17 protein-coding genes are annotated in these 23,994 nt (G+C 73.9%); 6 read left to right on the top strand and 11 right to left on the bottom strand.

What is annotated here, in order from left to right; genetic code table 11:
- Positions 1-170: 170 nt before the first annotated feature.
- Positions 171-3,095 (bottom strand): hypothetical protein, encoded by a 2,925-nt coding sequence (locus tag ACFY00_RS00085; RefSeq protein WP_388025508.1) that lies wholly within the window; start codon positions 3,093-3,095, stop codon positions 171-173.
- 427 nt (positions 3,096-3,522) lie between these two features.
- On the opposite strand from ACFY00_RS00085, the gene nirB reads away from it, so the two are divergent.
- Both nirB and nirD read left to right on the top strand, forming a co-directional pair.
- Positions 3,523-6,150 (top strand): nitrite reductase large subunit NirB, encoded by a 2,628-nt coding sequence (gene nirB, locus ACFY00_RS00080; protein WP_388025505.1) that lies wholly within the window; start codon positions 3,523-3,525, stop codon positions 6,148-6,150.
- Positions 6,147-6,494, top strand: a complete 348-nt coding sequence (gene nirD, locus ACFY00_RS00075) for a nitrite reductase small subunit NirD (RefSeq protein ID WP_388025503.1) — start codon at positions 6,147-6,149, stop codon at positions 6,492-6,494. The genes nirB and nirD overlap by 4 nt, the downstream gene beginning before the upstream one ends.
- Positions 6,495-6,615: 121 nt before the next feature.
- Here the strand turns inward: nirD and ACFY00_RS00070 are convergent, their stop codons facing one another.
- The gene (locus ACFY00_RS00070) at positions 6,616-7,566 is read right to left on the bottom strand and encodes an SGNH/GDSL hydrolase family protein (RefSeq protein WP_388025500.1); all 951 of its coding nucleotides are present in this window, start codon (positions 7,564-7,566) and stop codon (positions 6,616-6,618) included.
- Complete coding sequence (locus ACFY00_RS00065) at positions 7,567-8,508, bottom strand: PAC2 family protein (RefSeq protein WP_388025497.1); 942 nt, start codon at positions 8,506-8,508, stop codon at positions 7,567-7,569.
- Between the two features lie 653 nt (positions 8,509-9,161).
- On the opposite strand from ACFY00_RS00065, the gene ACFY00_RS00060 reads away from it, so the two are divergent.
- On the top strand, positions 9,162-9,917 hold the full coding sequence (locus ACFY00_RS00060) for a GNAT family N-acetyltransferase (RefSeq protein WP_388025494.1): 756 nt from the start codon (positions 9,162-9,164) through the stop codon (positions 9,915-9,917).
- Between the two features lie 216 nt (positions 9,918-10,133).
- Here the strand turns inward: ACFY00_RS00060 and ACFY00_RS00055 are convergent, their stop codons facing one another.
- From ACFY00_RS00055 to ACFY00_RS00020, 8 genes are all read right to left on the bottom strand, one after another.
- Positions 10,134-10,490, bottom strand: coding sequence for a transcriptional regulator (locus ACFY00_RS00055; protein ID WP_388025491.1), 357 nt, complete (start codon positions 10,488-10,490; stop codon positions 10,134-10,136).
- On the bottom strand, positions 10,487-10,984 hold the full coding sequence (locus tag ACFY00_RS00050; protein ID WP_388025489.1) for a hypothetical protein: 498 nt from the start codon (positions 10,982-10,984) through the stop codon (positions 10,487-10,489). Before ACFY00_RS00050 ends, ACFY00_RS00055 begins: the two co-directional genes overlap by 4 nt.
- Before the next feature lie 118 nt (positions 10,985-11,102).
- Complete coding sequence (locus ACFY00_RS00045; RefSeq protein WP_388025487.1) at positions 11,103-11,636, bottom strand: ribonuclease; 534 nt, start codon at positions 11,634-11,636, stop codon at positions 11,103-11,105.
- Between the two features lie 218 nt (positions 11,637-11,854).
- A complete protein-coding gene (ppdK, locus tag ACFY00_RS00040; protein WP_388025484.1) occupies positions 11,855-14,563 on the bottom strand; it encodes a pyruvate, phosphate dikinase in 2,709 nt (902 codons plus the stop codon).
- A 566-nt stretch (positions 14,564-15,129) separates the two neighbouring features.
- Positions 15,130-16,317 (bottom strand): tRNA dihydrouridine synthase DusB, encoded by a 1,188-nt coding sequence (gene dusB, locus ACFY00_RS00035; RefSeq protein WP_388025481.1) that lies wholly within the window; start codon positions 16,315-16,317, stop codon positions 15,130-15,132.
- Positions 16,318-16,408: 91 nt separating this feature from the next.
- Positions 16,409-17,290: a DUF4097 family beta strand repeat-containing protein gene (locus ACFY00_RS00030; protein ID WP_388025479.1), complete on the bottom strand. Its 882-nt coding sequence runs from the start codon at positions 17,288-17,290 to the stop codon at positions 16,409-16,411.
- Positions 17,287-17,934, bottom strand: coding sequence for a response regulator transcription factor (locus ACFY00_RS00025; RefSeq protein ID WP_285737996.1), 648 nt, complete (start codon positions 17,932-17,934; stop codon positions 17,287-17,289). The genes ACFY00_RS00030 and ACFY00_RS00025 overlap by 4 nt, the downstream gene beginning before the upstream one ends.
- On the bottom strand, positions 17,922-19,196 hold the full coding sequence (locus ACFY00_RS00020; protein ID WP_388025477.1) for a histidine kinase: 1,275 nt from the start codon (positions 19,194-19,196) through the stop codon (positions 17,922-17,924). Before ACFY00_RS00020 ends, ACFY00_RS00025 begins: the two co-directional genes overlap by 13 nt.
- Positions 19,197-19,331: 135 nt before the next feature.
- Here ACFY00_RS00020 and ACFY00_RS00015 point away from each other — a divergent pair, with 135 nt between their 5' ends.
- The 3 genes from ACFY00_RS00015 to ACFY00_RS00005 all read left to right on the top strand — a co-directional run bounded on the left by ACFY00_RS00015 (position 19,332) and on the right by ACFY00_RS00005 (position 23,742).
- Positions 19,332-19,835: a hypothetical protein gene (locus ACFY00_RS00015; RefSeq protein ID WP_388025475.1), complete on the top strand. Its 504-nt coding sequence runs from the start codon at positions 19,332-19,334 to the stop codon at positions 19,833-19,835.
- Positions 19,836-21,286: 1,451 nt separating this feature from the next.
- Positions 21,287-21,865: an NADAR family protein gene (locus tag ACFY00_RS00010; RefSeq protein WP_388025473.1), complete on the top strand. Its 579-nt coding sequence runs from the start codon at positions 21,287-21,289 to the stop codon at positions 21,863-21,865.
- 314 nt (positions 21,866-22,179) lie between these two features.
- On the top strand, positions 22,180-23,742 hold the full coding sequence (locus ACFY00_RS00005; protein WP_388025471.1) for a hypothetical protein: 1,563 nt from the start codon (positions 22,180-22,182) through the stop codon (positions 23,740-23,742).
- Positions 23,743-23,994 lie beyond the last annotated feature (252 nt).

The following is a 23,994-nucleotide window of genomic DNA, read 5'->3' as shown; positions in this document are numbered from 1 at the left end:
CCGGCTCTCACCCGACCGTCCCGCGGAGGTGAGCGGCCCGGCCGCGTCCCGCCGGTGGCGCACGGTCCGTCGGGCCGGGGTCGAACGGGCCAGGGCCGAACGGGCCGGGCCGAGCGACTCGGGGCTCCGCACGGGGCGGGGTTTCGCACGAAGCGGAGCCCGCGTACGGGTCAGGGCTGCGTACGGCCGGGGGCGCCGGGCTGCCGGGGGACCTGCGGACGACGCACCTGTGCGGTCCCGGGCGGCCCGGACGCGGCGGGGTCGAGGGGCGCGACCGGCTCGACAGGGCCTGCGGGACCGGCGGTCTCGGCTCCGGACGGTTCGCCCCCGGTGGGCGCGCCGGGCGGGGCGGCCGACCAGGGTGCGGCGGGGAGCGCGTCCGGCTCCCAGCCGTTGCTGCGCAGTTCGCCCGCCGCGGTGGGTGCGCCGGACAGGACGGTCCGGCCTTCGCCCTCGTGCTCCTGGAGGAGCATCAGCGCTTCGCGGTGGGCGAGCGGGTCGCCCGCGTCGGCGGCCCGCCGGTACCACTCCAGGGCGCGCTGCGGCTGGCGGCGCTCGGCGAGCATCCGGGCCGCGGCGAGCAGGGCGCCCCGGTCGCCCTGGTCCGCCGCCCTCCCGTACCAGGCGAGTGCGTCGTCGATCCGGCCCCGGCTCTCCAGCATCTCGGCGGCCTCCTGGACGGCCCGCCGGTCGCCGCTGTCGGCGAACCGCTGCACCCAGGCGATGGCCCCGTCCCCGCAGGTCGATCCGGACAGCATCCGGGACGCCTCGCGCAGCCGCTCCCGCTCCGGGCTGTCGGTGGAGCGCAGCAGCAGACCCGCCTCGAAGAACCGACCGGCCTCCTTGAGCAGGTCCACCGCCTCGTCCAGCAGTGCGGGCCCGGGGCGGTCGGCCGGAGCGACGGCGGTGGCGGCGGCCGTGTTGGTGGCCGTGGCGGCGGCTCGGTGGGCCCGCTCCTCGTCGCGGGCGCGGGCGGCCGGTACGGGGTGCGCGGCCCGCAGGGCGGGGGCCTGCGGGGCCCACCGCTCGAGGTTCGGCGCGAGCGGGGCGGCGCTCCGGACGGCGGTGGGCAGGGCGTGCCGGTCGCCCGCCGCGGCCGCGGCCCGGTACCAGCCGACGGACTCCCGGGAGCGGCCCAGTCCGCTCAGCAGGCGGCCGAGTTCACGCATCGCGTAGACGTCGCCGTGGGCGGCGGCGAGCTCGTACCAGTGAACGGCGCCGACGGTGTCGCCGTGCCGCTCCAGCAGGTCGGCGGCTTGGAACCGGGAGGTCTCGCAGCCCGCCTCGGCCGCCTTCCGGTACCACTCCAGCGCCCCGTCCGGGTCCCCGTCCCGCTCGCACTGCTCGGCGCGTTCGCGCAGCGCCCGCGGGTCGCCGATGTGCGCGTACCAGGGCAGGTTGCCGTACTGGCCGTGCCCGGCGAGCAGGGCCGCGGCCTCGTGCCAGGCGGTCTCGTCCCCGTGGGCCGCGGCGCGTTCGTACCAGGCGGCGGCTTCGTCGATCCGACCGGCGGCCTCCAGCATCCCGGCCGCCTCGTGGACGCCGGCCACCGCTCCCCGGGCCCAGGCCCGTTCCCACCAGGCGGCCGCCTCGTCGGTCCGGCCGACGGCGGCGCAGAGCCTGGCGCAGTCGACGGCGGCCTCGGAGTGCCCGTCGGCCACGGCCCGTTCGAACCACTCCAGCGCTTCCTCGGCGCGGCCGAGTCCGGCCAGCAGGCGCCCGGCCCGGTGCAGGGCGGTGGGGTGGCCGGCCCGGGCGGCCGCCGCGAAGCGGTGCAGTGCCGGTGCGGTCTCGCCGTGGCGGCCGAGGAGTTCGGCGGCCCGGCAGTGGGCGTCGGTGTCCCCGACCTGGGCGGCGCGGTCGTACCGGTCGACGGCCTGCTCGAACCTGCCGTCCCGTTCCAGCAGTTCGGCCGCCCGCACCGCGGCCCCCGGCACGCCCCGGTCGGCGGCCGCGTCGTACCAGTCGGCGGCCTCGGCGGTGCGGCCCGCTTCGGCGAGCAGGGCGGCGCCGACCGACAGCGCGGCGGGGTCCCCCGCCTCGGCGGCGGAGGCGCAGAGCCCGACCGCGATCCGGGTGAGGCCCCGGGTCGCCGCCGACCGCGCGAGGGCGGACCGGTCGGCGGGGTGGGCGTACCGGGCCAGGCACTCCCACAGCCCGGCCGGGATCGTGCGCCCCTCCCGTTCCGGGCGCAACTGCCGCACCAGGGCCTCGGCGAGCCGCACCTGTTGGCCGCCCGTCGGCCGGGTCGCCTCCGCGCCGCGGGGTGCCGCGGCGCCGCGCGGCGGTCGGTCGAGCACGGCCCGGTCGCTCCCGGCCGGGTCGCCCGCCGGGTCCCCGGTGGTCAGCAGGGCGCCCGTCCCGGGGACGGCCCTGCGCAGGTACTCCAGTCCGTCGGCGACCCAGCCGGGACGGAGGGCGTTGCGCTCCCCCGAGGTCAGGTAGTGCGGGGCGGACGCCGCCAGCAGTGCCGCGGGCAGGACGGGGCGGTGGCCGAGGCGCACCGCGTCCAGCGCGGCGTCGACGACGGCCCTGGCGGCGGGCGGCGCCGAGCGGTAGCGGTTCACCAGCCGTGCCCCGGCCGGTCCGGGGCCGCCGCCCGCGGCGCGCCGGGTGCCGCTGGTGGCGACCACCGCCGCCGACCGGACCCGGCGGCCCGTGCCGTCCCCGGCCCGGACCACCGGCGTGCTCCGGACGACCGTCGTTCCCCTGGCGGCTGCCGACCGCCGGACGGACGGACACGGCCCGGCCGGGGCGGACCCGCCCGCCCCGCCGTCGGCCCGCTGCCGGGGGAGTGGGGCCCGGAGGCGGTCGGCCTCCAGCAGGGCGGCCCAGTAGGAGGCAGGTCGCGCCGGTCGGCCCGCGGCCCGGGCCAACTCCCCCGCCACGGCGGTGAGTCGGTCCACCTCGCGGGGCACCGAACGTCCGGACAGCCAGCCGTGCAGGGTGGACGGGCCGATGCCGCCGATCCTGGCCAGCCGCTTCTGGGTGACCTCCCGGCCGCCGGCCCGGCGGGCCTCGTCCCAGAGCAGCAGGAGTTCGCGCAGCACCGCGGAGTGGGCTGCACGGCCCCTCGCCTGCACGTCTGTTGTCATGCCAGCTCCCGGCCGGACGCGGACCGGATCTTCGAATCCGCTCCCCTGCGTGCAGGGTACGCACCCGGGTACCCCCTCGTACCGACTTCTCCTCGAATCCCGTTCCGGATCGGTGGTCCGGCCCCGTACGGGGCCGCCGCCTGGTAATGGGGGCGCGGCGGGGTGCGGCCGCTCTCACAACCGCCGCCCGGCGCTGCTGAGGCCGAAGTTCCGACGGGGAAACAGGGCGGCCCCGGTCGGGAAACACCCTCCGAGCATGCTCGGTACCACGACAGCGACCGGGTCGCGGACCGCCAGAGGGCCGCCCCCGGTCGGGGCCTCCGGCGGGACCGGAGGCGCGCTGCGTCCCGGAGCGACGGCGATCCGGCGGCGCCCGGCCAGCTCCGACCGCCCACCGTCCGGAGCACGACCTCGGAGGGACTTCCCGATGACCACCACCAAGCCCACACTGCTCCTGGTCGGCTACGGCATGGTCGGCCACCGCTTCCTGGAGGCCCTGGCCGACACCGGTGCCGCTGCCCGCTACCGGGTCGTCGTCCTCGCCGAGGAGCCCCGGCCCGCCTACGACCGGGTCGGCCTGACCTCCTACTTCTCCGGCCGGAGCGCGGACGACCTGCTGCTCGCCGAAGAGGGCTTCACCGATCGGCACGGGTTCGAGGTGCACCTCTCCTCCCCCGCCGTCTCACTCGACCCGGCGGCCCGGACCGTCACCACGGCCGCCGGGCACACCCTCTCCTACGACACCCTGGTGCTGGCCACCGGCTCCTACCCCTTCGTCCCGCCGGTGGACGGCCGGGACGCCGAGGGCTGCTTCGTCTACCGCACCATCGAGGACCTGCAGGCGATCGAGGCGTACGCGGCCGGGGCCCGGGTCGGCGCGGTGGTCGGCGGCGGCCTGCTCGGGCTGGAGGCCGCCGGTGCGCTGAGGGGCCTGGGCCTGGAGACCCACGTGGTCGAGTTCGCGCCGCGGCTGATGCCCGTCCAGGTCGACGACGCCGGCGGCGCCGCGCTGCGGCGGACCATCGAGTCGATGGGCGTGGTGGTGCACACCGGCGTCGGCACCAAGGCGATCACCGTCGCCGAGGGGCGCGCGGTCGGCATGTCCTTCACCGACGACTCCGAGCTGGCGACCGACCTGGTGGTGTTCTCCGCCGGTGTCCGCCCTCGCGACCAGCTGGCCCGCGAGGCCGGACTGACGGTCGGTGAGCGCGGCGGCATCGCGATCGACGAGCACTGCCGCACCTCCGACCCGCACGTCTTCGCCATCGGCGAGTGCGCCCTCGCGGTGGACGGCCGGGTGTACGGACTGGTCGCCCCCGGCTACGAGATGGCCGTCTCGGTGGCCCGGCAGCTCGCCGAGCAGGCCGCGCAGCCGTTCACCGGCGCGGACCTCTCCACCAAGCTCAAGCTGCTCGGCGTCGACGTGGCCAGCTTCGGCGACGCCTTCGGCCGCACGCCCGGCTCGCTCGACGTGGTCTACTCCGACTCGCGTTCCGGCGTCTACAAGAAGCTGGTCGTCACCGCTGAGGGGGCGCTGCTCGGCGGCATCCTGGTCGGCGACGCCTCGGCCTACGCCACGCTCCGCCCGCTGGCGGGCACCGGTCGGCCGCTGCCCGTCCCCGCCGAGTCGCTGGTCCTGCCGGCCGGTGCGGACACCGCGGTCTCGCTCGGCAGTTCCGCGCTGCCCGACGAGGCGGTGGTCTGCAGCTGCAACAACGTCACCAAGGGCACGATCCGGGCGGCCGTCACCGACCACCAGTGCACCACCGTCCCCGAGGTGAAGAAGTGCACCCGGGCGGGCACCAACTGCGGCTCCTGCGTGAAGCTGCTCGGCACGATCGTCGCGGACGAGCTGGAGGCCGGCGGCGTTGAGGTCGACCGGGGCCTGTGCCCGTGCTTCGCCCACACCCGCGCCGAGCTCTACGAGATCGTCCTGGTCAAGCGGATCCCCACGCACCGCCAACTGCTCGCCGAGCACGGCCGGGCGCCGGAGGGCTCCGAGGGCTGCGAGGTCTGCAAGCCGACGGTCGCCTCGATCATCGCCTCGCTGGCGCCCGAACTGGAGACCTCCGGGCACATCCTGGACGGCGAGCAGAGCGCCCTGCAGGACACCAACGACCACTTCCTGGCGAACCTGCAGAAGAACGGCTCCTACTCGGTGGTGCCGCGCATCCCCGGCGGCGAGATCACCCCGGACAAGCTGATCGTGATCGGTGAGGTGGCCAAGGAGTTCGGTCTCTACACCAAGATCACCGGCGGTCAGCGGATCGACCTGTTCGGCGCCAGCGTCGACCAGCTGCCGATGATCTGGAGCCGACTGGTCGCGGCGGGCTTCGAGTCCGGCCACGCGTACGGGAAGTCCCTGCGCACCGTGAAGTCCTGCGTCGGCTCCACCTGGTGCCGCTACGGCGTGCAGGACTCGGTCGCCATGGCGATCCAACTGGAGCTGCGCTACCGCGGCCTGCGCTCGCCGCACAAGCTCAAGTCCGCGGTCTCCGGCTGCGCCCGCGAGTGCGCCGAGGCCCGTGGCAAGGACTTCGGCGTCATCGCCACCACCAACGGCTGGAACCTGTACGTCGGCGGCAACGGCGGCGCCACCCCGCGGCACGCCGACCTGCTGGCCCAGGACCTGGACGACGAGCAGTTGGTCCGCCTGATCGACCGCTTCCTGATGTTCTACATCCGCACCGCCGACCGGCTGGAGCGCACCTCCACCTGGCTGGAGCGGATCGAGGGTGGCCTGGACCACGTCCGCGAGGTGGTGGTCGAGGACTCGCTGGGCATCGCCGAGGAGCTGGAGGCCCTGATGGCCCGCCACATCGGCGACTACCAGGACGAGTGGGCGGCGACCCTGGCCGACCCGGAACGGATGCGCCGGTTCGTCTCCTTCGTCAACGCCCCCGGGGTGCCCGACCCGAGCATCCGCTTCGTGCCCGAGCGCGACCAGGTCAAGCCCGACCTGGTGGTGCTGGCCACCGAGGAGCAACTGCTCGCCGCCCTCGACCCCGACAACGCCCCGTTCCCGACCGCCCGCATCCTGGAGGAAGCCCGATGACCATCACCGCCTCTGCCACCCGGGTCGAACTGCTCTCCCCCGCCGGCTGGTCCCCGGTCTGCGACTGGGACCTGCTGGTCCCCGGCCGCGGCGTCGCCGTGCTGCTGCCGGACGGCCGCCAGGCCGCCGTGTTCCGGGACGGCAACGACCGCCTCTACGCCGTCGACAACCGCGACCCGTTCACCGGCGCGTACGTCCTCTCCCGGGGCCTGATCGGCTCCACCCCGGACGGCCGGGTCTACGTGGCCTCGCCCCTGCTCAAGCAGCGCTTCGACCTGCTCACCGGGGAGTGCCTGGACGACGAGGACGTCCGGATCACCGTCCACACGGCCCGCGCCGCCTGACCGGGAGCGGGTGCCCGACCACCCGCCCGGCCCGTTGCGACCGCCGGACCGGCCCGGCCGTTGCGACCGCCCGGCCCGCCTGACCGACCTCGCCCCCGACGTCCCGCCGACGGGGGCGAGGTCAGTGCTGCTGCCGGAGCGCGGCCAGGACGGCGGCGGCCATGCCCTGCTGGCCCTGGGCGTTCGGGTGGATCGGCGCCAGCCCCCGCTCGGCGGCGAGGGGCTCTATCCACCGGGTGCCCGCGGCCTCGCACATGTCGTGGCCGGTGGAGGGGGAGTAGGTGTCGACGAACGCCGCCCCGGCGGCTTCGGCCCGCTCCCGGAGCAGGCCGTTCAACTGCCGTTCCTGCTCGGCGACGAAGCCGACGTCGGCCCCGGCGATCCCGTCGCCCAGGGTTTCGGCGCAGCGGCCCGGGTCCTGCGGCAGCAGGGCCGGGTACCCGACGAGCAGCACCTCGGCCTGCGGGGCCCGCCGTTTGATCTCGGCGAGGACCGCGGTGAGCCGTTCCCCGGTGGTCGTCATCTTCCGCTGGACCTCACCGCGCCCGGCACCGGTCGTGTAGTACGCCCGGCAGGGCGCCTCGTCGCCCCGGCCGGTCAGGCCGTGCCGGACGTTCTCGATCGCGCATCGGCCCAGCACGTCGAGGAAGCCCGCGTCGTTGCCGCCGATCCCGAGCGTCACCAGCCGGGTGGCCGCGCCGATCGCGTCCAACTGCGGCGGGTTGGTCCCGTCGTCGGTCTGCTGGGCGGCCGTCAGGTCACCGGTGCGGGCGCCGCTGCAGCTGACGTCGGTGAACTCCTTGAGGCCGAGCTGCCGGGCCACCAGCGACGGGTAGTTGGCGCCGGAGCGGCCGCAGCCCTGCGGGGAGCCGGTCTGGGGCGGGATCCGCAGGCCCGAGGTGTAGGAGTCCCCGAGGGCGACGTACGGGCCGGTGACCGGGGTGGCGGAGGGCGTCGGGGAGACCCGTTCGGGCTCCGGCGACGGAGAGGCCTTTTCCGCGCTGCACCCCGCGCTGCCGATCAGGGCCGCCCCCACCAGGACCGCCGCGGCGGTCGACAGCCTGCGGCGCACCTACTCGGCGCCGCGCTCGTGCTCGGCCAGGAACTCCTCGAACCTGCGGCCGAGCTCGTCGGCCGAGGGGAGGTCACTGGCCTCGGCGAGCAGGCTCTCCCGGTCGACCGCGCCGGAGACCGCGTCGTACTGGCCCTCCATGCCCTGGATCGCCGAGCGCAGCTCGCCGTCGCCCTGGGAGAGCTGGTCCTCGATCTCGGCGTAGACCTCGTTGACCCGGGCCCGCAGCTCGCTGCCGGGCAGGACCAGGCCGGTCGCGGACTGGACGGCTTCCAGGATCGCCACCGCCGCGGCCGGGTAGGAGGAGCGGGCGATGTAGTGCGGGACGTGGGCGGCGAAGCCCAGCACGTCGTGCCCCGCCTCGCCGAGCCGGTACTCGACCAGTGCCTGGGCGCTGCCGGGCACCTGCGCCTGGTCGAACCACTTGGGGTGGCCCGCAGCCAGGTCGACCCGGTTGCCGTGCGGGGTGAGGCCGACCGGTCGGGTGTGCGGGACGCCCATCGGGATGCCGTGGAAGGAGAGCGCGAGCCGGATCTCGAAGCGCTCGACCAGGTCGGCGACGGCGGCCGCGAACAGCTCCCACTCGGTGTCCGGCTCGGGGCCCGTGAGCACCAGGAAGGGCGCGCCCACCGCGTCGCGCACCAGCTGGAGCAGGATCTCCGGCGGGTCGTAGTCCGTCCAGCTCTCGCGGTCGAAGGTCATCGCGGGGCGGCGGGCCCGGTAGTCGACCAGGCGGTCGTGGTCGAAGCGGGCCACCACCTGCGGGGATCCCTGCTCCAGCAGGTGCGCGACGACCTGGCCGCCCGCTTCGCCGGCATCCATGAAGCCCTCGAAGTGGTAGAGCAGCACCAGGCCGGTACCGGCCTCGGCGGCGGCGCGAGCCGCCGCCAGGGCGGTCACACCCTGCGGTTCCAGCTCGTACAGCTCCTTGGGATCACGCACGGCGCACCCATCCCCGTTCCGTCTCGTCGTCTCGGAATGCTTTCGGACCTGATCTGTCCAGCGTGCGACGGCCCGCCGACATTCCCGTCCCCGCACGAGTCTTCACGCCGTCTCTCGAATCCTCTCACCTTCGGGCAAAGTGCCTGGTCGCGGACGTGGCGCCCGGGTCGACCGGTAGGATGCCGGAGCGTCCCGGCGTGCCGAAAGGACCCGTGCGCCCCCGCTGGCGCGCCGCGAAGTGACGCACCGCCTTCTGGCGGGTATCGTCCTCTCGCTGCCTCGCATCGTCGCGTCGTCGCGCCACGCCGTCTGTCACGTCGTGGGCCACGCCCCGGTCCGTTGCGCTGCCAGTCATCCCATGCGCACCTTGCCTTCACTTGGCCGCCTGCTTCGCTTCGTGATCTCGTTTCTCTCTCGGCCATCTCGCGGACGCACACTGTCCCGTCGCTCATCCCGCCGGATCGGTCCGTCGACCCGTGTCCGTACCGGCACCGCGCTGCCCGCCTCCGGGCTGCCGTCCCGCCGCACGCCCGAGCCTCTGGCGTAGCGCCCCCGGGCGGCCGTTCTCCGGGGCCGGGGCGACACGACCACTGCCCTCGCGCCGCGAACCCGGCACGCGGGCACCCGACGACCGCCGAAGGACCGAAGGATCCGTGCCCGTACCCGTCACCCTCTACGGCCGCACCGTGCGGCTGGAGCCCCTCGCCGAGCACCACGCCGCCGCCTTGGCCGTGGCCGGTTCCGAGGACCGTACGACCTACGCCTTCACCCCCGTTCCGCACGGCCTGGAAGCCGCCCGGGAGTACATCGCCCGCGCCCTCGCCGATCGGGCGGCGGGCCGGTCGATGCCGTTCGCCACCGTGAGCACGGCCGACAACCGGGTCGTCGGCTCGACCCGGTTCCTGGAACTGGACTACTGGCAGGGCCCGCTGGTCTGGCCGCCCGCACCGGGCGTGCCGCACGGCGACCCGCTGGAGGCGGTGCCGGACGCCGCGGAGATCGGCAACACCTGGCTGTCCCCGCGGGCGCAGGGCACCGGCATCAACACGGAGGCGAAACTGCTGATGCTGCGGCACGCCTTCGAGGTGTGGCGGGTGCAGCGGATCTCGCTGCGGGCCGACGCCCGCAACACCCGCTCCCGGATCGCCATCGAGCGGCTGGGGGCCACCTCCGAGGGGGTCCGCCGGGCGCACTCCCGCGGCCTGGACGGGGTGGTCCGGTCCACCGCGTTCTACTCGATCCTGGACGAGGAGTGGCCCGCCGTCCGGGACATCATCGAGCTGCGGATCGCCGCCGCGACCTCGCCCAGCGCGCCGGACCCGGCGCCGCTCAACCAGGAGTGCCTTAGACACGGCAGCTCCCTGGTCGCCGATCCGATGATCGGCGACTCCCTGGTGCCGGCCGCCTGAAGCGGTCCCCCCGGTCCGGGGCGGGTGCGTGACGCCGTCGGCGTCGGGCGCCCGCCCCGTCCCGTTCCTCCCCGGGATCTCCCAGGGAGTTCTCGGGGTTCTCTGCGCTCTGTCGAGTTGTCAAGGAGCACGGACAGCACGGTGTTCGGCCCACCTCCGCTCCTGGGTGTGATCCTGCTGACACTCCGCCAGGCCTGGCCCGCGCTCCGCCCCGGCTCAGCCGTCGACCCCTTCCGTACCGCCTCCGCCTCCGTCTCCGGTTCCGGAACCGGAGACGGACCCGGCCGCCTCCGCGGCGGCGGCCAGGTGCTGGAGCGCCGCGAGGTGCTCCGACAGGGCGGTGCGGCCCTGCTGGGTCGCGGAGAGCCAGGTGCGGGGCCGCTTCCCGACGTAGCCCTTGCGGGCCCGCAGGTAGCCGGCCGCCTCCAGGCCCGAAGCGGTCTTGCTGAGCACCGAGTCCGAGACCTGGCAGTAGTCGCGGACGACGGAGAACTCGGCTTCCTGGCACCCGCTGAGGAAGGCCAGGACGGTGAGCCTGGTGGGCTGGTGGAGTATCGGGTCGAGTCCGTTCACCGCTCGCTGCTCATGCTCTGCTCCTCGACGTCTCGATTGGCCAGGGTGATGACGCCCCACACGGCCAGGCCGCCGACCACGCCCGCGGCCGCCATGGCCCATCCCTGCTCGCCGGTGGCCGACCAGGTGCCGAGCCAGGCCAGCGCCGCCAGCAGGACGGTCAGACCGAGCGCCCGCAGGACGTTCGGCGGGACCTTGGTCTTCTCGAACTGCGCGGCGACCCCGCTGGAACGCATGGCCACCCGCACTATGGCCGCCAGCACCGCCGCGAGAGCGGCCGCGCACAGCGGTATCAGCCACTGCGCCTGCCGCTGGAAGCTCTGCCCGATCGCCGCGCAGTAGACCGCGAGGGCGGCGCCCACCCCGGGGCCGTACCACCAGGGCATCGGCACGGGCCGCCTGGCTGCTGCTCGGGCGCGCTCGGCGAGCTCCAACGCCTGTGCGGGCGTGAGCTCCTCGGACTGCTCGTGCGCGTGCTGCCTGTCGTCAACCATCGGATCCCCCGAGCGGACGTGCCGTCGAATCCGGCCTGCTGCCGGATCAAGTGCTGCCACTCTGTCACATACTTTCCAACTGGGAAAGCAATTTTCCGACGGCCCGTCAGCGGCCTCCTCAGCAGCGCGGATCCACCTCTTGGAAGGTGGCGTAGTGGTCGGCCGTCCAGTACTGCTCGCCGGTGCCGCCGGTGACGATCCGCCTGGTCCCGCGGTCGCCCGACCCGGGCGTGACCACCGTGAACTCGTGGTAGTAGCCGCTCCCCCGGCGGGGCAGCCGACCCTCCCGGTTCTCGAAGACGATGCCGTCCGAGCGGTACGGGTAGGGGCCGCCCCGGGCGATCAGGCCCAGCGTGTCGAGGGCTTGGGCGGGCAGCTCGCTGCGGCAGACGTCGGCCAGCGCCGGATCGGTGGGCACCCAGGTGGCCCGGGCGGTGGGCGACTTGGCCGGGGCCGAGGGCTTGGGCGCGCCCGCGGTTCCGCCCCGGGTCGCGGCGGCGGACCCGGCGGACGCGGCGGACGGGGACTTCGCGGCGCTCGCACCGTCCGGACCGCTCCCGCCGTTCCCGCCGTTCAGCAGGGCGGCGATCCCGGCGACGATGCCGATCAGGACCACGGCGACGAGGCCGATCAGGCGGTTTCTGCTGTTCATGCCCCAAGCCTGCCGCACCGGCCCGCCGGGACGGCGCAGGCGGAACGCGCGGTCGGACGGGTGGGACGCCCGGCCCGGGGAACGCCGCCGGGGCGGGACCGGACGCCGTTGTCCGTTCCCGCCCCGGCTGCTCCGTACGGCGGCTCTCCTGCGCCGAGCTCCGCCGTACGCCCCTCCCCTTCCGGAGGGGTGCGGTCAGTGAACCGCGCTGCTTCGTGTCAGCGCGAGTCGCTTCCCGCCGTCTCGATGGCGGCGCGGCCTGCCTCCAGGCGCGCCACCGGAATCCGGAAGGGAGAGCATGACACGTAGTCCAGCCCCACCTCGTGGAAGAAGTGCACCGAGTCGGGGTCGCCGCCGTGCTCGCCGCAGACGCCGAGCTTGAGGTCGGGACGGGTGGCCCGGCCGGCCTGCGCGGCGTTCTTGACCAGGGCGCCGACGCCCTCGCGGTCGATGGTCTCGAACGGGCTGACCCCGAAGATGCCCTTCTCCAGGTAGGCGGTGAAGAAGGAGGCCTCGACGTCGTCCCGGGAGAAGCCCCACACCGTCTGGGTCAGGTCGTTGGTGCCGAAGGAGAAGAAGTCGGCGGCCTCGGCGATCTGACCGGCGGTCACGGCGGCGCGCGGCAGCTCGATCATGGTGCCGAGCTTGATGTCCAGCGTGACGCCGGTGGACGCGGCGACCTCGGCGAGCACCCGCTCGCACTCGTCGCGGACCAGTTCCAGCTCCTGGACGGTGCCGACCAGCGGGATCATCACCTCGGGGCGCGGGTCGCCGCCGGCCAGCTTGCGCTCGGCCGCGGCCTCGGCGATCGCCCGCACCTGCATGCCGAAGAGGCCGGGGATGACCAGGCCGAGGCGGACGCCGCGCAGGCCGAGCATCGGGTTGGCCTCGTGCAGCCGGTGCACGGCCTGGAGCAGGCGCAGGTCGTTCTCGTTCGGGTCCTTGCGGGCCTCGGCGAGGGCGACGCGCACCGACAGTTCGGTGATGTCCGGCAGGAACTCGTGCAGCGGCGGGTCGAGCAGCCGGACCGTCACCGGGAGGCCGTCCATCGACTGGAACAGCTCCAGGAAGTCGCCCTTCTGCAACGGCAGCAGGCTGGAGAGCGCGGTCTCGCGGTCCTTGTCGTTGTCCGCCAGGATCAGGTGCTCGACCTCCTTGCGGCGCTCCTCGCCGAGGAACATGTGCTCGGTGCGGCACAGGCCGATGCCCTGGGCGCCGTAGCGGCGGGCGCGGTTCGCGTCCTCGGCGTTGTCGGCGTTGGCGCGCACCGCGAGGCGGCGGCGGCCGTCGGCGTGCGACATCAGCCGGTGCACGGCCTGGACCAGCCCGCCCTGGACGTCGGCGCCGGCGTGGATGGTGCCCTCGAAGTACTCGACCACCGGGGACGGCAGCACCGGGACCTCGCCCAGGTACACCTTGCCGTTGGCGCCGTCGATGGAGACCACGTCGCCCTCGTGGACGACCTGGCCGTCGGCGGTGGTGAACTTGCGGTTCTTGGTGTCGACCTCCAGCTCCTCGGCACCGCAGACGCAGGTCTTGCCCATGCCGCGGGCGACCACGGCCGCGTGCGAGGTCTTGCCGCCGCGCGAGGTGAGGATGCCCTCGGCGGCGATCATGCCTTCGAGGTCGTCCGGGTTGGTCTCGCGGCGGACCAGGATGACCTGCTCGCCGGAACGCGACCACTTCACCGCGGTGTACGAGTCGAAGACCACCTTGCCGACCGCCGCGCCGGGCGAGGCGGCGATGCCGTACGCGACCGGCTTGGTCTCGGAGGTGGGTGCGAAGCGCGGGAACATCAGCTGGGCGAGCTGGCCGCCGGTGACCCGGTGCAGCGCCTCGTCCAGGTCGATCAGGCCCTGGTCGACCAGCTGGACGGCGATCCGGAAGGCGGCGGCGGCGGTGCGCTTGCCGACCCGGGTCTGCAGCATCCAGAGCTTGCCGCGCTCGATGGTGAACTCGATGTCGCACAGGTCCCGGTAGTGGTTCTCCAGGGTGTGCATGATGGTCATCAGCTCGTCGTACGACTTCTTGTCGAGCTGCTCCAGGTCGGCCAGCGGCAGGGTGTTGCGGATGCCCGCCACCACGTCCTCGCCCTGGGCGTTCTGCAGGTAGTCGCCGTAGACGCCCTGGGTGCCGGTGGAGGGGTCGCGGGTGAAGGCGACACCGGTGCCCGAGTCCTCGCCGAGGTTGCCGAAGACCATGGTGCAGACGTTGACGGCGGTGCCCAGGTCGTTCGGGATGCGCTCCTGCCGGCGGTACAGGCGGGCCCGGTCGCCGTTCCAGGAGTGGAAGACCGCGTGGATCGCCAGGTCGAGCTGCTCGCGCGGGTCCTGCGGGAACTCCCGGCCGGTCTCCCGGAGCACGATCGCCTTGAAGGTGGCGACCAGCGACTCCAGGTCCGCGGCGGTGAGGTCCAGGTCGTTGGTGGTGCCCTTGGCGTGCTTGGCCTCGTCCAGCGCCTCCTCGAACAGCTCGCCGTCGACGCCCAGCACGGTCTTGCCGAACATCTGGACCAGGCGGCGGTACGAGTCCCAGGCGAAGCGCTCGTTGCCGGACTGGGCGGCGAGCCCGGCCACCGAGGCGTCGGAGAGGCCGATGTTCAGGACGGTGTCCATCATGCCGGGCATCGAGAACTTGGCGCCCGAACGCACCGAGACCAGCAGCGGGTTGTCGGCCTGGCCGAGCCGCTTGCCCATCTGCTGCTCCAGGGCGACCAGGTGGCCGGTGATCTCCTCGTTCAGCGATCCCGGCTCGCTACCGGTCTCCAGGAAGACCTTGCAGGCGTCGGTGGTGATGGTGAACCCCGGAGGGACGGGGAGACCCAGGTTGGTCATCTCGGCGAGGTTCGCACCCTTCCCGCCGAGAAGATCCTTCAGGTCCTTGTTTCCTTCGGTGAAGGAGTAAACAAACTTCTGCTGCGCCGCCACGGGTCGTTCTCCTCGCACACGGTTGCCCTGACGCCGGAGAACATACCCATTTCGAAGGCCTTCTAGGGGCGCGAATAGCTCGTACAAGCTGCCGGGCGGGCCATTGGCCAGCAGATCTAATGCCCGAGCGGGCGTTTGCCTGCGTTGCTGAAATCGTCCGGATGACGCTTGCGAAAGTTCAAGAAGTGAAGGAATCGCCACGTACAGCTCACACGAACCGGACACATAGTGACGACATTCGCTCCGCCACACTTCCCCGGCTTGATTTCCTGCAGCCAGCCGCGGCGATCCGCCGGAAGACCCGTTCGGGAAGCGATCCCGACTTGTACACCTTGGCGAAGTCCACTGACTGACCGTCACTCGCCACGATATGTGGCCAGCGTCACGAGCGCATCTCAACCGCCGGGCCGAGGCGCCCTACGCCGAGCGTCGCTTTCCGTTGATGATCCCGTCGCTCTTCGTTGCTCGAATTAGCCTTGGAGGAGCCCTGCTGTCCATCTTGGACAATCAGGGTGGGACGCGGCGGCCAGGCGCGGATTCACACCGAACCGGCCACCACGTACAGATCATCCACCCGAAGTGTCCGATTCGGCGTCTTCAGCAAGCCTGGCGCACTCGTACGGATCGTCCAACCAGCCTTCGGGCAGGACCACCCGGTTGTTGCCGCTGGTCCGGCCGCGGGGGCCGTCGGCGCCGATCGGCCAGCTCTGCTCCTGGTCGACCAGGGCCAGCGTCTCCGCGAGCTCGGTCAGCGAGCTGGAGTTGGCGAGCTTCACCCGCAGCTCGGACCCGACCGAGAAGCCCTTGGTGTACCAGGCGACGTGCTTGCGGAAGTCGATGACGCCACGGGTCTCGTCACCGAGCCACTCCCCCAGCAGTTGGGCGTGCCGCACCATGGCGCGGGCCACGTACGCGAAGGTGGGGCGGGCGTAGTCGACGTCCCCCTCGAAGATCGACACCAGGTCCTTGAAGAGCCAGGGGCGGCCCAGGCAGCCGCGGCCGACCACCACGCCGTCGCAGCCGGTCTCGCGCATCATCCGCACCGCGTCGTCGGCGGACCAGATGTCTCCGTTGCCGAGCACCGGGATGCCGGCCGGGACGGACTCGCGCAGCCGGGCGATGGCCGTCCAGTCCGCGGTGCCGCCGTAGTGCTGCGCCGCGGTGCGACCGTGCAGGGCGATCGCGGAGACGCCCTCCTCCGCGCCGATCCGGCCCGCGTCGAGGTAGGTGAGGTGGTCGTCGTCGATGCCCTTGCGCATCTTCATGGTGACGGGCAGGTCGCCCGCGTTGGCGACCGCCTGGCGCAGGATGTCGCGCAGCAGGTTGCGCTTGTACGGCAGCGCGGAGCCGCCGCCCTTGCGGGTCACCTTGGGGACGGGGCAGCCGAAGTTGAGGTCGATGTGGTCGGCCAGGCCCTCCGCGGAGATCATCCGCGCCGCCTTGCCGACGGTCTCCGGGTCCACCCCGTACAGCTGGATCGAACGCGGCTTCTCGCTCGGGTCGAACTTGATCAGCTGCATGGTCTTGGCGTTGCGCTCGACCAGGGCGCGGGTGGTGATCATCTCGGAGACGTACAGGCCCCGGCCGCCGCTCTGCTCCCGGCACAGGGTGCGGAAGGGCGCGTTGGTGATGCCGGCCATCGGTGCCAGCACCACCGGCGGCCAGACCTGCATCGGCCCGATGTTCAACGGGGCGAACTCCGGCGTGCCGGGTGCTGCGGGAACGGCCTGGGCGGTGTCGGGCGTGGTGGTCATGCGCGGCGGATCCTCATACGGGTAGGGCCCCAACGGCGGGCTTCCGGACTCTCCATTCTCTCCCACCCGCCGGACGGACCCGCCCGGGCGGTCAGGGCGCTCCCGTTCGGCCGATGGTGACGGTGCCGGAGGCGGCGGTGACGTCGAGCAGCCGTGGCGAGTCGACGTCCTGCAGGGACTGGTCGACCGCCTGGCTGCCGCCGCCGAGGCTGAGGTCTATCCGGTACCGGTTGCGGTCGTCGGGCAGTTGCAGGACGAGGTTCCCTGAGGCGAGGCGGGTGCTGACCTCGTCCGGCGGGCGGTCGTACTGCAGGGTGACGTCTCCGGAGGAGGAGGACAGCTGGGCCCTGGACGCGCTCAGCCCCGTCCCGATGATCTGGCCGGAGCCGCTCCGCGCCCAGATCGGCCCGCTGACCTCGGACAGTTGGATCTGGCCGCTGCCGGTCTCCGCCGAGACGCTGCCGGACAGGCCCACGATCTCCGTCTGCCCGGAGCCGCTGCGGGCGTGGACGGTGGTCGTCGGCGGCACCTGTATCTCCAGTGACACCGAACAGCCCTGGGGGATCCGGGCCTCCGGGCAGTGGACGGAGAGCGACATCGTGCCCGCGTCGATCCGCTCGGCGACGGCGGGCTTCCACAGCGCCCAGCCGATCCGTTCGGACACCACCACCCGGTCGGTGCCCCCGGAGCGGACGACGACCCGGGCCGCACCGGTGTCGATGTCGAGCTGCCCGACCGGCTCGAAGTACGTCCGCTCCTGGGCGGTCTCCTGCCGGACGAGGAGCGCCCCCGTGACGGCGGCGCCCACCAGGACGGCGCAGGCCAGGGCCAGCGCACCGATGATCCGCCAGGCCCGGCGCTCACCCGGGCCCGGCGCGGCGGGCGGGCCGACCGGCCCCGGGACCGGCAGCCAGCGGACGAGCCGCCCCGGCTCGGGGGCGGGCCGCTGCTCCGGCGGGGCGGCCCGGGTCATTGGCTGACCTCCAGGAAGCGCAGTACCGCGAGCACCCTGCGGTGGGTGTCCTCCGCGGGCGGCAGGTCGAGCTTGGTGAGGATGGAGTTGATGTGCTTGGAGACGGCGCTGTCGCTGACCACCAGGGACTCGGCGATCGCGGTGTTCGAACGCCCCTCGGCCATCAGCGCCAGTACGTCCCGCTCGCGGGGTGTCAGCCGGTGCAGCGGATCGCTGTCGCGGCGCAGCAGCAACTGGGCGACCACCTCCGGGTCGAGGGCGGTGCCGCCCTGGGCGACCCGCTGCAGCGCCTCCACGAACTCGTCCACGTTGGCGACCCGCTGTTTGAGCAGGTAACCGACGCCACTGGTGTTCTTGGCCAGCAAGTCCGCCGCATAACGCTCCTCGACGAACTGGGAGAGCAGGACGACGGCGGTGCCGGGCCACTGCCGCCGGATCATCAACGCGGCCCGGACCCCCTCGTCGGCGAACCCCGGGGGCATCCGGACGTCCGCGACGACGATCTGCGGGCGGTGCTCCTCGACCGCGGCGAGCAGCGCCTCGGCGTCACCCACGGCGGCGGCGACCTCGTAGCCCTCGCTCTCCAGCACCTTGACGATGCCGATCCTCAGGAGGACCGAGTCCTCGGCGATCACAGCTCGCATGGCAACTCCATGGTGATGGTGGTCGGACCCCCGCGGGGGCTGGTGATGGCGAACGACCCGTCGACCGAGGCGGCGCGCTTGCGCAGGCCGGTGAGGCCGCTGCCGCGGGCGGCGTCCGCCCCGCCGACGCCGTCGTCGGTGATGGTGATGTGCAGCCGGTCGGCGGCCCGGCGCAGGACGAGGTCGATCCGGGAGGCCCGGGAGTGCTTGGCGGCGTTGGCCAGGGCTTCGGAGACCGTGAAGTAGGCGACCGCCTCCACGGTGGGGGCTATCCGGCCCGGGAGGTCGACCACGAGGTGCACGGGGACGGGGCTGCGGGCGGCGATGCCGGAGAGCGCCGCGTCCAGTCCGCGGTCCTCCAGCACCGCCGGGTGCAGGCCGCGGACCAGGTCGTGGAGCTCCCTGACGGCGGCCTGCGCCTCCTCGTGCGCGGCGACGATGACCTCCATGGCTTCGGCCGGGAGGTGCTTGAGGGTGCGCCGGGCGAGCCCCAGGTTCATCGCGAGCGAGACCAGGCGCTGCTGCGCGCCGTCGTGCAAGTCCCGCTCGATGCGGCGCCGTTCGGCGTCGGCCGCGTCCACCACGTCCACCCGGCTGCGGGCCAGGTGCTCGACCCGGCGCTCCAGGACCTCCGCCCGGTTGGGGCCGAGCAGGGCCCGGACCGTCCACACGTCGACGGCGGCGAACAGGGCGGCGAGCCAGGGCGCGGCGACCAGCAGGAGCAACCCGCCGACGGTGGCGAGGGCGCCGTCGGCGACCCAACCCGGCCTGGACCGCAGGGGGTTGCCGGGCGGCAGCAGCCAGACCCAGCCGAAGAAGCCGAGCAGGACGGCCGCGGCCCCCCAGAGGCCGAGCACCAACCCGGCGCAGAGGGCCTGCACCGGGGCGACCACCAGGTGATGGAGTGCCTGGCGCCACGTCAGCCCCGCGCGGAGCCGGACCCGCCAGGCCGCCCCGGGCGGGACCCGGCTCGGGACCTCCACCCCGCGCAGGGCGCGGACCCGGCTGCGCTGGGCGGTGGTCAGCAGGTCGAGGAGGACCACGGCCAGGAACAACCACAGCAGCAGGGTGCTGCCGGGGGCGTTGAGGAGGATCAGGCAGGGCAGGCAGAAGGGGAGGCCGGCCGCCAGGAACAGCGAGTCCCGTCGAGCGCCCGCGGACCACGGCGTGCGCGCGGCCAGGGCGGCCCGGACCGCGGCGACCCGGACCGCGGCGACCCGGACCGCCCGGCGCGGGGGCATGTCGATCTTCGACTGGGACATGCGGATCAGCGTAGAGGCCGCCCGATCTCGGCTTCCATGGCGCGGGCCTCCGTGTTTTTGGTGTAGCTGGCTACACCAAAAACACGGATCCGTGCATTACCGACAAGATCCTTGCTCGGAAGGATTCTTGAGGACATGACGAACACGAACCTGATGCGTTGCGGCCACGACCCGCTCTCCCGCCTCCGGGCGGCGGCCTCCGCTTCCTCCGACAGCGCCTCCGAACTCGCCCACGAATCCGACGAAATGGGGCTGGTTGCCGCGGTCGGCCCGTGGGCGGTGCGGCTGCGGGCCGGTCGCCGACCGGCCATGGAGGTCTACGAGTACGGGGAGCTGCTCGACGTCGTGGTCGATTCCTCGCTCGGTGGCACCGGGCTGCGCGGGGCGCGGCGCGGTGCGGCCGGAAGTTCGGACGGGGGGCCGCTCTCGTGCGCCTGGGGGCGGTTACCGCCTTGCGGGGAGCTGCCCTCGGTGCGCTTCCTCGTCGGCGGCCTGCGGCGGCGGGCGGCGTCGGCCGCGACGGTGCGGACGGCGGGCCGGTTCTGGTTCGCCTCGGCGGCCGGGGAGTTCCGCTGGGCCCAGTTGCCGGTGTCCGGTTGCACCTGTGCGGGGCGTGCGGAGCAGGAGGGCACGGCATGAGCGGGTTCGTTCGCGTGCCCGCCCGGGCCGGTGCGGGTGGCCTCGTCCGCGCGGGGCGTCCGGTGGTTCCGGGTCTTCGGGTCCGGTGGCTGCGGCCGGACGTGCTGTTCCTGGGCTGCGGAGTGGTCCTGCTGCCCTGGGCGGCGCTGCTCGCCTCGCTTCCCGGCGGGCTGCCCTGGGCAGTGCTCGACCTGGTCGAGTCGGCGGCCCTGTCCGCTGTCGCCGTGCAACTGCGGCGGGGGCGGAGGCCGTTCGGCCCCGCGGCTCTGGCCGGCGTCCTGCTGGTGACGGACGCCGGGTGCGACGTGGCGACGGCGACCGGCCGGTCCGAGGTGCTGGTCGCCCTGTTGATGGCGGTGTGCGCGGAGCTGCCGCTGGCCGCCGTGTGCTGGTCGGTGGCGTCCACGGCGGACGGCCGCGGTCAGGAGCCGGCGGCTGGTCGGTGGCGTCGGTTCCGGCCGCTCCGGGAACGTGCCGCTCCCCCGGTTCCGGTGGGCGGCCGGTCCATCGGATTCCTCACGGAAGGAGTGTCAGTGCAGAGGGTTCACCTGACGGAGTGGTCCGCTCCGGGAGTCGTGCCCGGGCCCTGGGCGAGCCGGTCGTACGCCGGGATGTCGAACCGGCCGCCGGTCACCGCGGCCGGGGTCGGGCCGGATCGCCCGGCCGGCACCGAAGTGCTCCGGCCCGGTCCCGGGTCCTCGGCGGCCCCGAGGGATGGCGGATGTGACCGTCTCGTGCGAACACCCGACGAGGTGCGGGCCGTCGGACCGCGGGTCCGGTGCAGAGCCCGGGCACCCCTACCCCGACCGGGCCGTCCGGACCCGGTGACGTCCGCCGGAGCGAGAACGGCCGCCACCTCCCGACGCGACCCCGGGGTGCGGAGGCGGCCCGGCCCGAAGCGGCAGAACCGCTTCGGGGAGGTGCGCTCGCGACAGCCCGGCAGGAGTCGGGCCGGTTCACGCCGCCGTTCTCCGGCCGGGAGCTGAGCGCCCGAGGAGAACGGTCCGCCGACCGCAGGGCCCGGCCGCCCCTCCTGGCACCCGACCCAGCTGACCCGCTCGCCCCCCGACCTGCCCGCCCGCCCCCGGGCTGAGAGGAGTCGCACCACCCCATCGATGCTCCGGCAGAGAGCACCGTCACCGACCTGATCGCGTCCCTCCTCCCGCTCCTCCTGTTCCTTGACTTCTGCACAGTGCGATCGTCCCCGCCGGCCGACGCCCGTGATCCGGCCATCGGCCCCGCCACCGGGGCCGCGCTCGCCGGTGCGGGCGGGTCGGCGGGCACTGCCGCGAATCCCCGGGTGCGGACGGGGCCTGGCACGAGTCGGGCAGTAGGGCCGGGACGAGGGTGCCCTCGTGCGGGGGCGGCGCCCCAACGCGGGCGGGCCCGGCGGCAGGTGGCCGCGCAGAAAATGGAAAGCCGCTGGTCGGGGCCGGTGCGATGATGACGCCATGACGACGAACCCGGTCCTCCCTCCGCTGGAGGCGCGCACCCGCGAGCAACTGACGGCCGCGGTCGCGTCCGGGGCCCGCCCGAAGTACCTGCACTTCTGGGGGCACCGGCCGCAGCGGGACGGGCAGATCGGGCCAGGTGCGCTCAGTCAGTGGTGGCCCTCCCCGTTCACCGTCGACGGGGTCGAGTACCGCACCGCCGAACACTGGATGATGGCCGGGAAGGCCCGGCTGTTCGGGGACGAGGAGGCCGTCCCGAGGATCCTCCAGGCGCGGACGCCCGCGGAGGCGAAGAACCTGGGCCGACTGGTCGCGGGGTTCGACGAGGAGCGGTGGGCGGCGCACCGCTTCGAACTGGTGGTGGTCGGCAGCACCGCGAAGTTCGGGCAGGACGAACGGCTCCGTGCGTACCTGCTCGGCACCGGCGGGCGCGTCCTGGTGGAAGCCAGCCCGCTCGACCGGATCTGGGGCATCGGGCTCGCAGCCGACGACGAGCGGGCGAACTCCCCGGCCCAGTGGCAGGGTGCGAACCTGCTCGGTTTCGCCTTGATGGAGGCTCGGTCCCGGCTGGCGGGCTGACCTCACCCCTGACGGCCGCTACTGGCACAGCAGTTGCCCCTGTTATCACACAAGTAAGGTGCGCCAAACGGGATTTGGCCGAAATTCCCGAGTCCGCAGGACTCCCGCACCACACCGGCCACTCGCACCCCCATCTCGAAAAGGTTAAGACTTGCTCCCGTAACGTGGCTGCCGTATGACAGCGCCAGGATGACCACCAGTTGTTGTGTTCGGAGGCCGGTCGGGTGGCCTCCATGGAGAGGTCGGGGCGGGGCGCGATGACCGTACACAATCCAGGGCCGGACTCGGCCGATGTCCAAACGCTCAGAGCGGAGTTGGACGAACTCCTGAGGGCACGGCAGTTCGCCGCACAGCGCGAGCGCAGACTCGCCGAAGCCGTCCGGGGCGGCTACGAACCCGACCACGCACCCGCGTACGGCCGCCCGCCCAGGCAGCCCGACCCCGAGCTGCTGCGGCAACTCGCCCAGGTGCAGCACCTCCGCGAAGGGCTCGGCGCCCGCTGTCTGGAGCTGAGCGACCGCCTCCTGGCCGCCGAGGACCGGCAGTTGGCGGGCCGACTGGCCAACGGCTCCTCCTCCGCCCCGCAGGACACGCCCCGGGGCCTCGCCGAAGAACCCCGGGCCCACCGCCGCTCGGCCGAGCCGACCGGACCGGCCGCTTCCCTGGTGCCTCCGCAGCGCCAGTTCCCGACCGGGGCGCGCTTCGGCGGAGGACACCGCCCCGCCCCCGTCCACGACCGGGGCACCGCACCCGACGGACCGGTCGGCACGGTCGACGCCGGTTCCCCGTTCGTTTCTCCGGCCACCGAAGCCCCGCAGCTGCGCGGCGCCCGGTTCGGGATCAGCCGCCCATCCCGGCCGTCCCAGCAGAGCAACGACCACACGACCTTCCCCCTCTCCCCGCCCCGTACCGACAGCGGGCAGCACGACGCGACCGCCCGGGGCGGCGGCTCGGACACCGGGTCGGCAGAATCCGTCGGCGCCTCCTGGGCCAGCACACGCACTCCCCGCACCGGGTTCGCCGACAACAGGACCAGAAACGACAACAGCGGGAGCAGCACCAGCGGGAGCAGCACCGACGGCGGGCCCGCGACCCCCGGCCGCCCCGCGTCCGGGCCCCGGCCCCGGACGGGCGCGGAGCTGATCGCCCTCGTCCAGCGGATCGCCGACCTGCACCGGCAGGGTGCGGTGCACGAGTCCGCAGCCCTCGTGGGCCAGGCAGCGCTGATGGTCACTCCGGTCGACCTGGCCGCACTGGCCACCTTGCTGCGCGCCGAAGGACCGACCGGCTCCTCCACGTACCTGGCCAGGTCGGTGGCCGGCGGTGCCCCGGAGCACGCGGCTGCCGCGCTGGCCGAGCTGCGCCGCGAGGGGTTGGTGGACGAGGCCGCCGACCTGTTCCACGCCCTGTGGTCGGTGAGCGCACAGGTCCTCCCCGCGCTGCTCGCGGCGCTGGCGCAGTCCGGGCAGTCCGCCGACGCGCAGACCCTGCTGTGGGAGCGGGCCTCCGCACCCGCCGCTGAACTCTCCGAACTGAGCAGGCAGTTGCGGGCGGCGGGGCGCTCCGACGACGCCCGTCACCTGCTGCGCCAGGCGGCCGGCCGACCGACCGGGGAAGTCGCCGCGATCGCCGCGGCGCTGGACGGGGAATCGGCGACCGAGCTGGTCGGCGAGCTGGTGCGGATGCGTTCGGCGAGCGATGTCGGCCAGTTCGCGGCCGAGGTCCGGGATGCGGCGGAGCTGTACGACGCGATGCTGCTCGCCGCCAACGGCCTGGAGGAGAGCCGGGCCCGCAGCGTGCTGGCGGCGCTGCGCACCGCGGGCCTGCCGACCGAACCGACGCCCCGGTCCCGGTCGAAGTCGCGCCTGCGCCGCTGAGCGGACTTCCGCACCGCTCCGGGGGACGGGGATTGGCCCCGCTGAACAGGAGGAACGAGGCGGCTGGGCCGGGCAGTTGGGCGCGCCGGCCCCGAGAACGCCGTGGCGGCGGGGGGGGGCGCCCCGGGGGGGGGGGGGGGGGGGGGGCGCGGGGGGGGGGGGGGGGGGCGGGGGGGGGGGGGGCCCCCCCACCGGGCGGGCGCCCCCCCCCCCCCCCGCGGCCGCACCGCCGAGCACCGGCTTGGGCAGGCC

The organism is Kitasatospora sp. NPDC001540 (assembly GCF_042894345.1).
Classification (GTDB): Bacteria; Actinomycetota; Actinomycetes; order Streptomycetales; family Streptomycetaceae; genus Kitasatospora; species Kitasatospora phosalacinea_C.
Note: the sequence above shows the minus strand (reverse complement) of the source record. Positions and strands in the feature narration are given on the sequence as shown.

Excerpts from the sequence above, each read along its gene's own strand:
- ACFY00_RS00085 (WP_388025508.1), bottom strand. The coding sequence starts at position 3,095 with ATGACAACAGACGTGCAGGCGAGGGGCCGTGCAGCCCACTCCGCGGTG.
- nirB (WP_388025505.1), top strand. The coding sequence starts at position 3,523 with ATGACCACCACCAAGCCCACACTGCTCCTGGTCGGCTACGGCATGGTC.
- nirD (WP_388025503.1), top strand. The coding sequence starts at position 6,147 with ATGACCATCACCGCCTCTGCCACCCGGGTCGAACTGCTCTCCCCCGCC.
- ACFY00_RS00050 (WP_388025489.1), bottom strand. The coding sequence starts at position 10,984 with ATGGTTGACGACAGGCAGCACGCGCACGAGCAGTCCGAGGAGCTCACG.
- ACFY00_RS00045 (WP_388025487.1), bottom strand. The coding sequence starts at position 11,636 with ATGAACAGCAGAAACCGCCTGATCGGCCTCGTCGCCGTGGTCCTGATC.
- dusB (WP_388025481.1), bottom strand. The coding sequence starts at position 16,317 with ATGACCACCACGCCCGACACCGCCCAGGCCGTTCCCGCAGCACCCGGC.
- ACFY00_RS00030 (WP_388025479.1), bottom strand. The coding sequence starts at position 17,290 with ATGACCCGGGCCGCCCCGCCGGAGCAGCGGCCCGCCCCCGAGCCGGGG.
- ACFY00_RS00025 (WP_285737996.1), bottom strand. The coding sequence starts at position 17,934 with ATGCGAGCTGTGATCGCCGAGGACTCGGTCCTCCTGAGGATCGGCATC.
- ACFY00_RS00020 (WP_388025477.1), bottom strand. The coding sequence starts at position 19,196 with ATGTCCCAGTCGAAGATCGACATGCCCCCGCGCCGGGCGGTCCGGGTC.
- ACFY00_RS00015 (WP_388025475.1), top strand. The coding sequence starts at position 19,332 with ATGACGAACACGAACCTGATGCGTTGCGGCCACGACCCGCTCTCCCGC.
- ACFY00_RS00010 (WP_388025473.1), top strand. The coding sequence starts at position 21,287 with ATGACGACGAACCCGGTCCTCCCTCCGCTGGAGGCGCGCACCCGCGAG.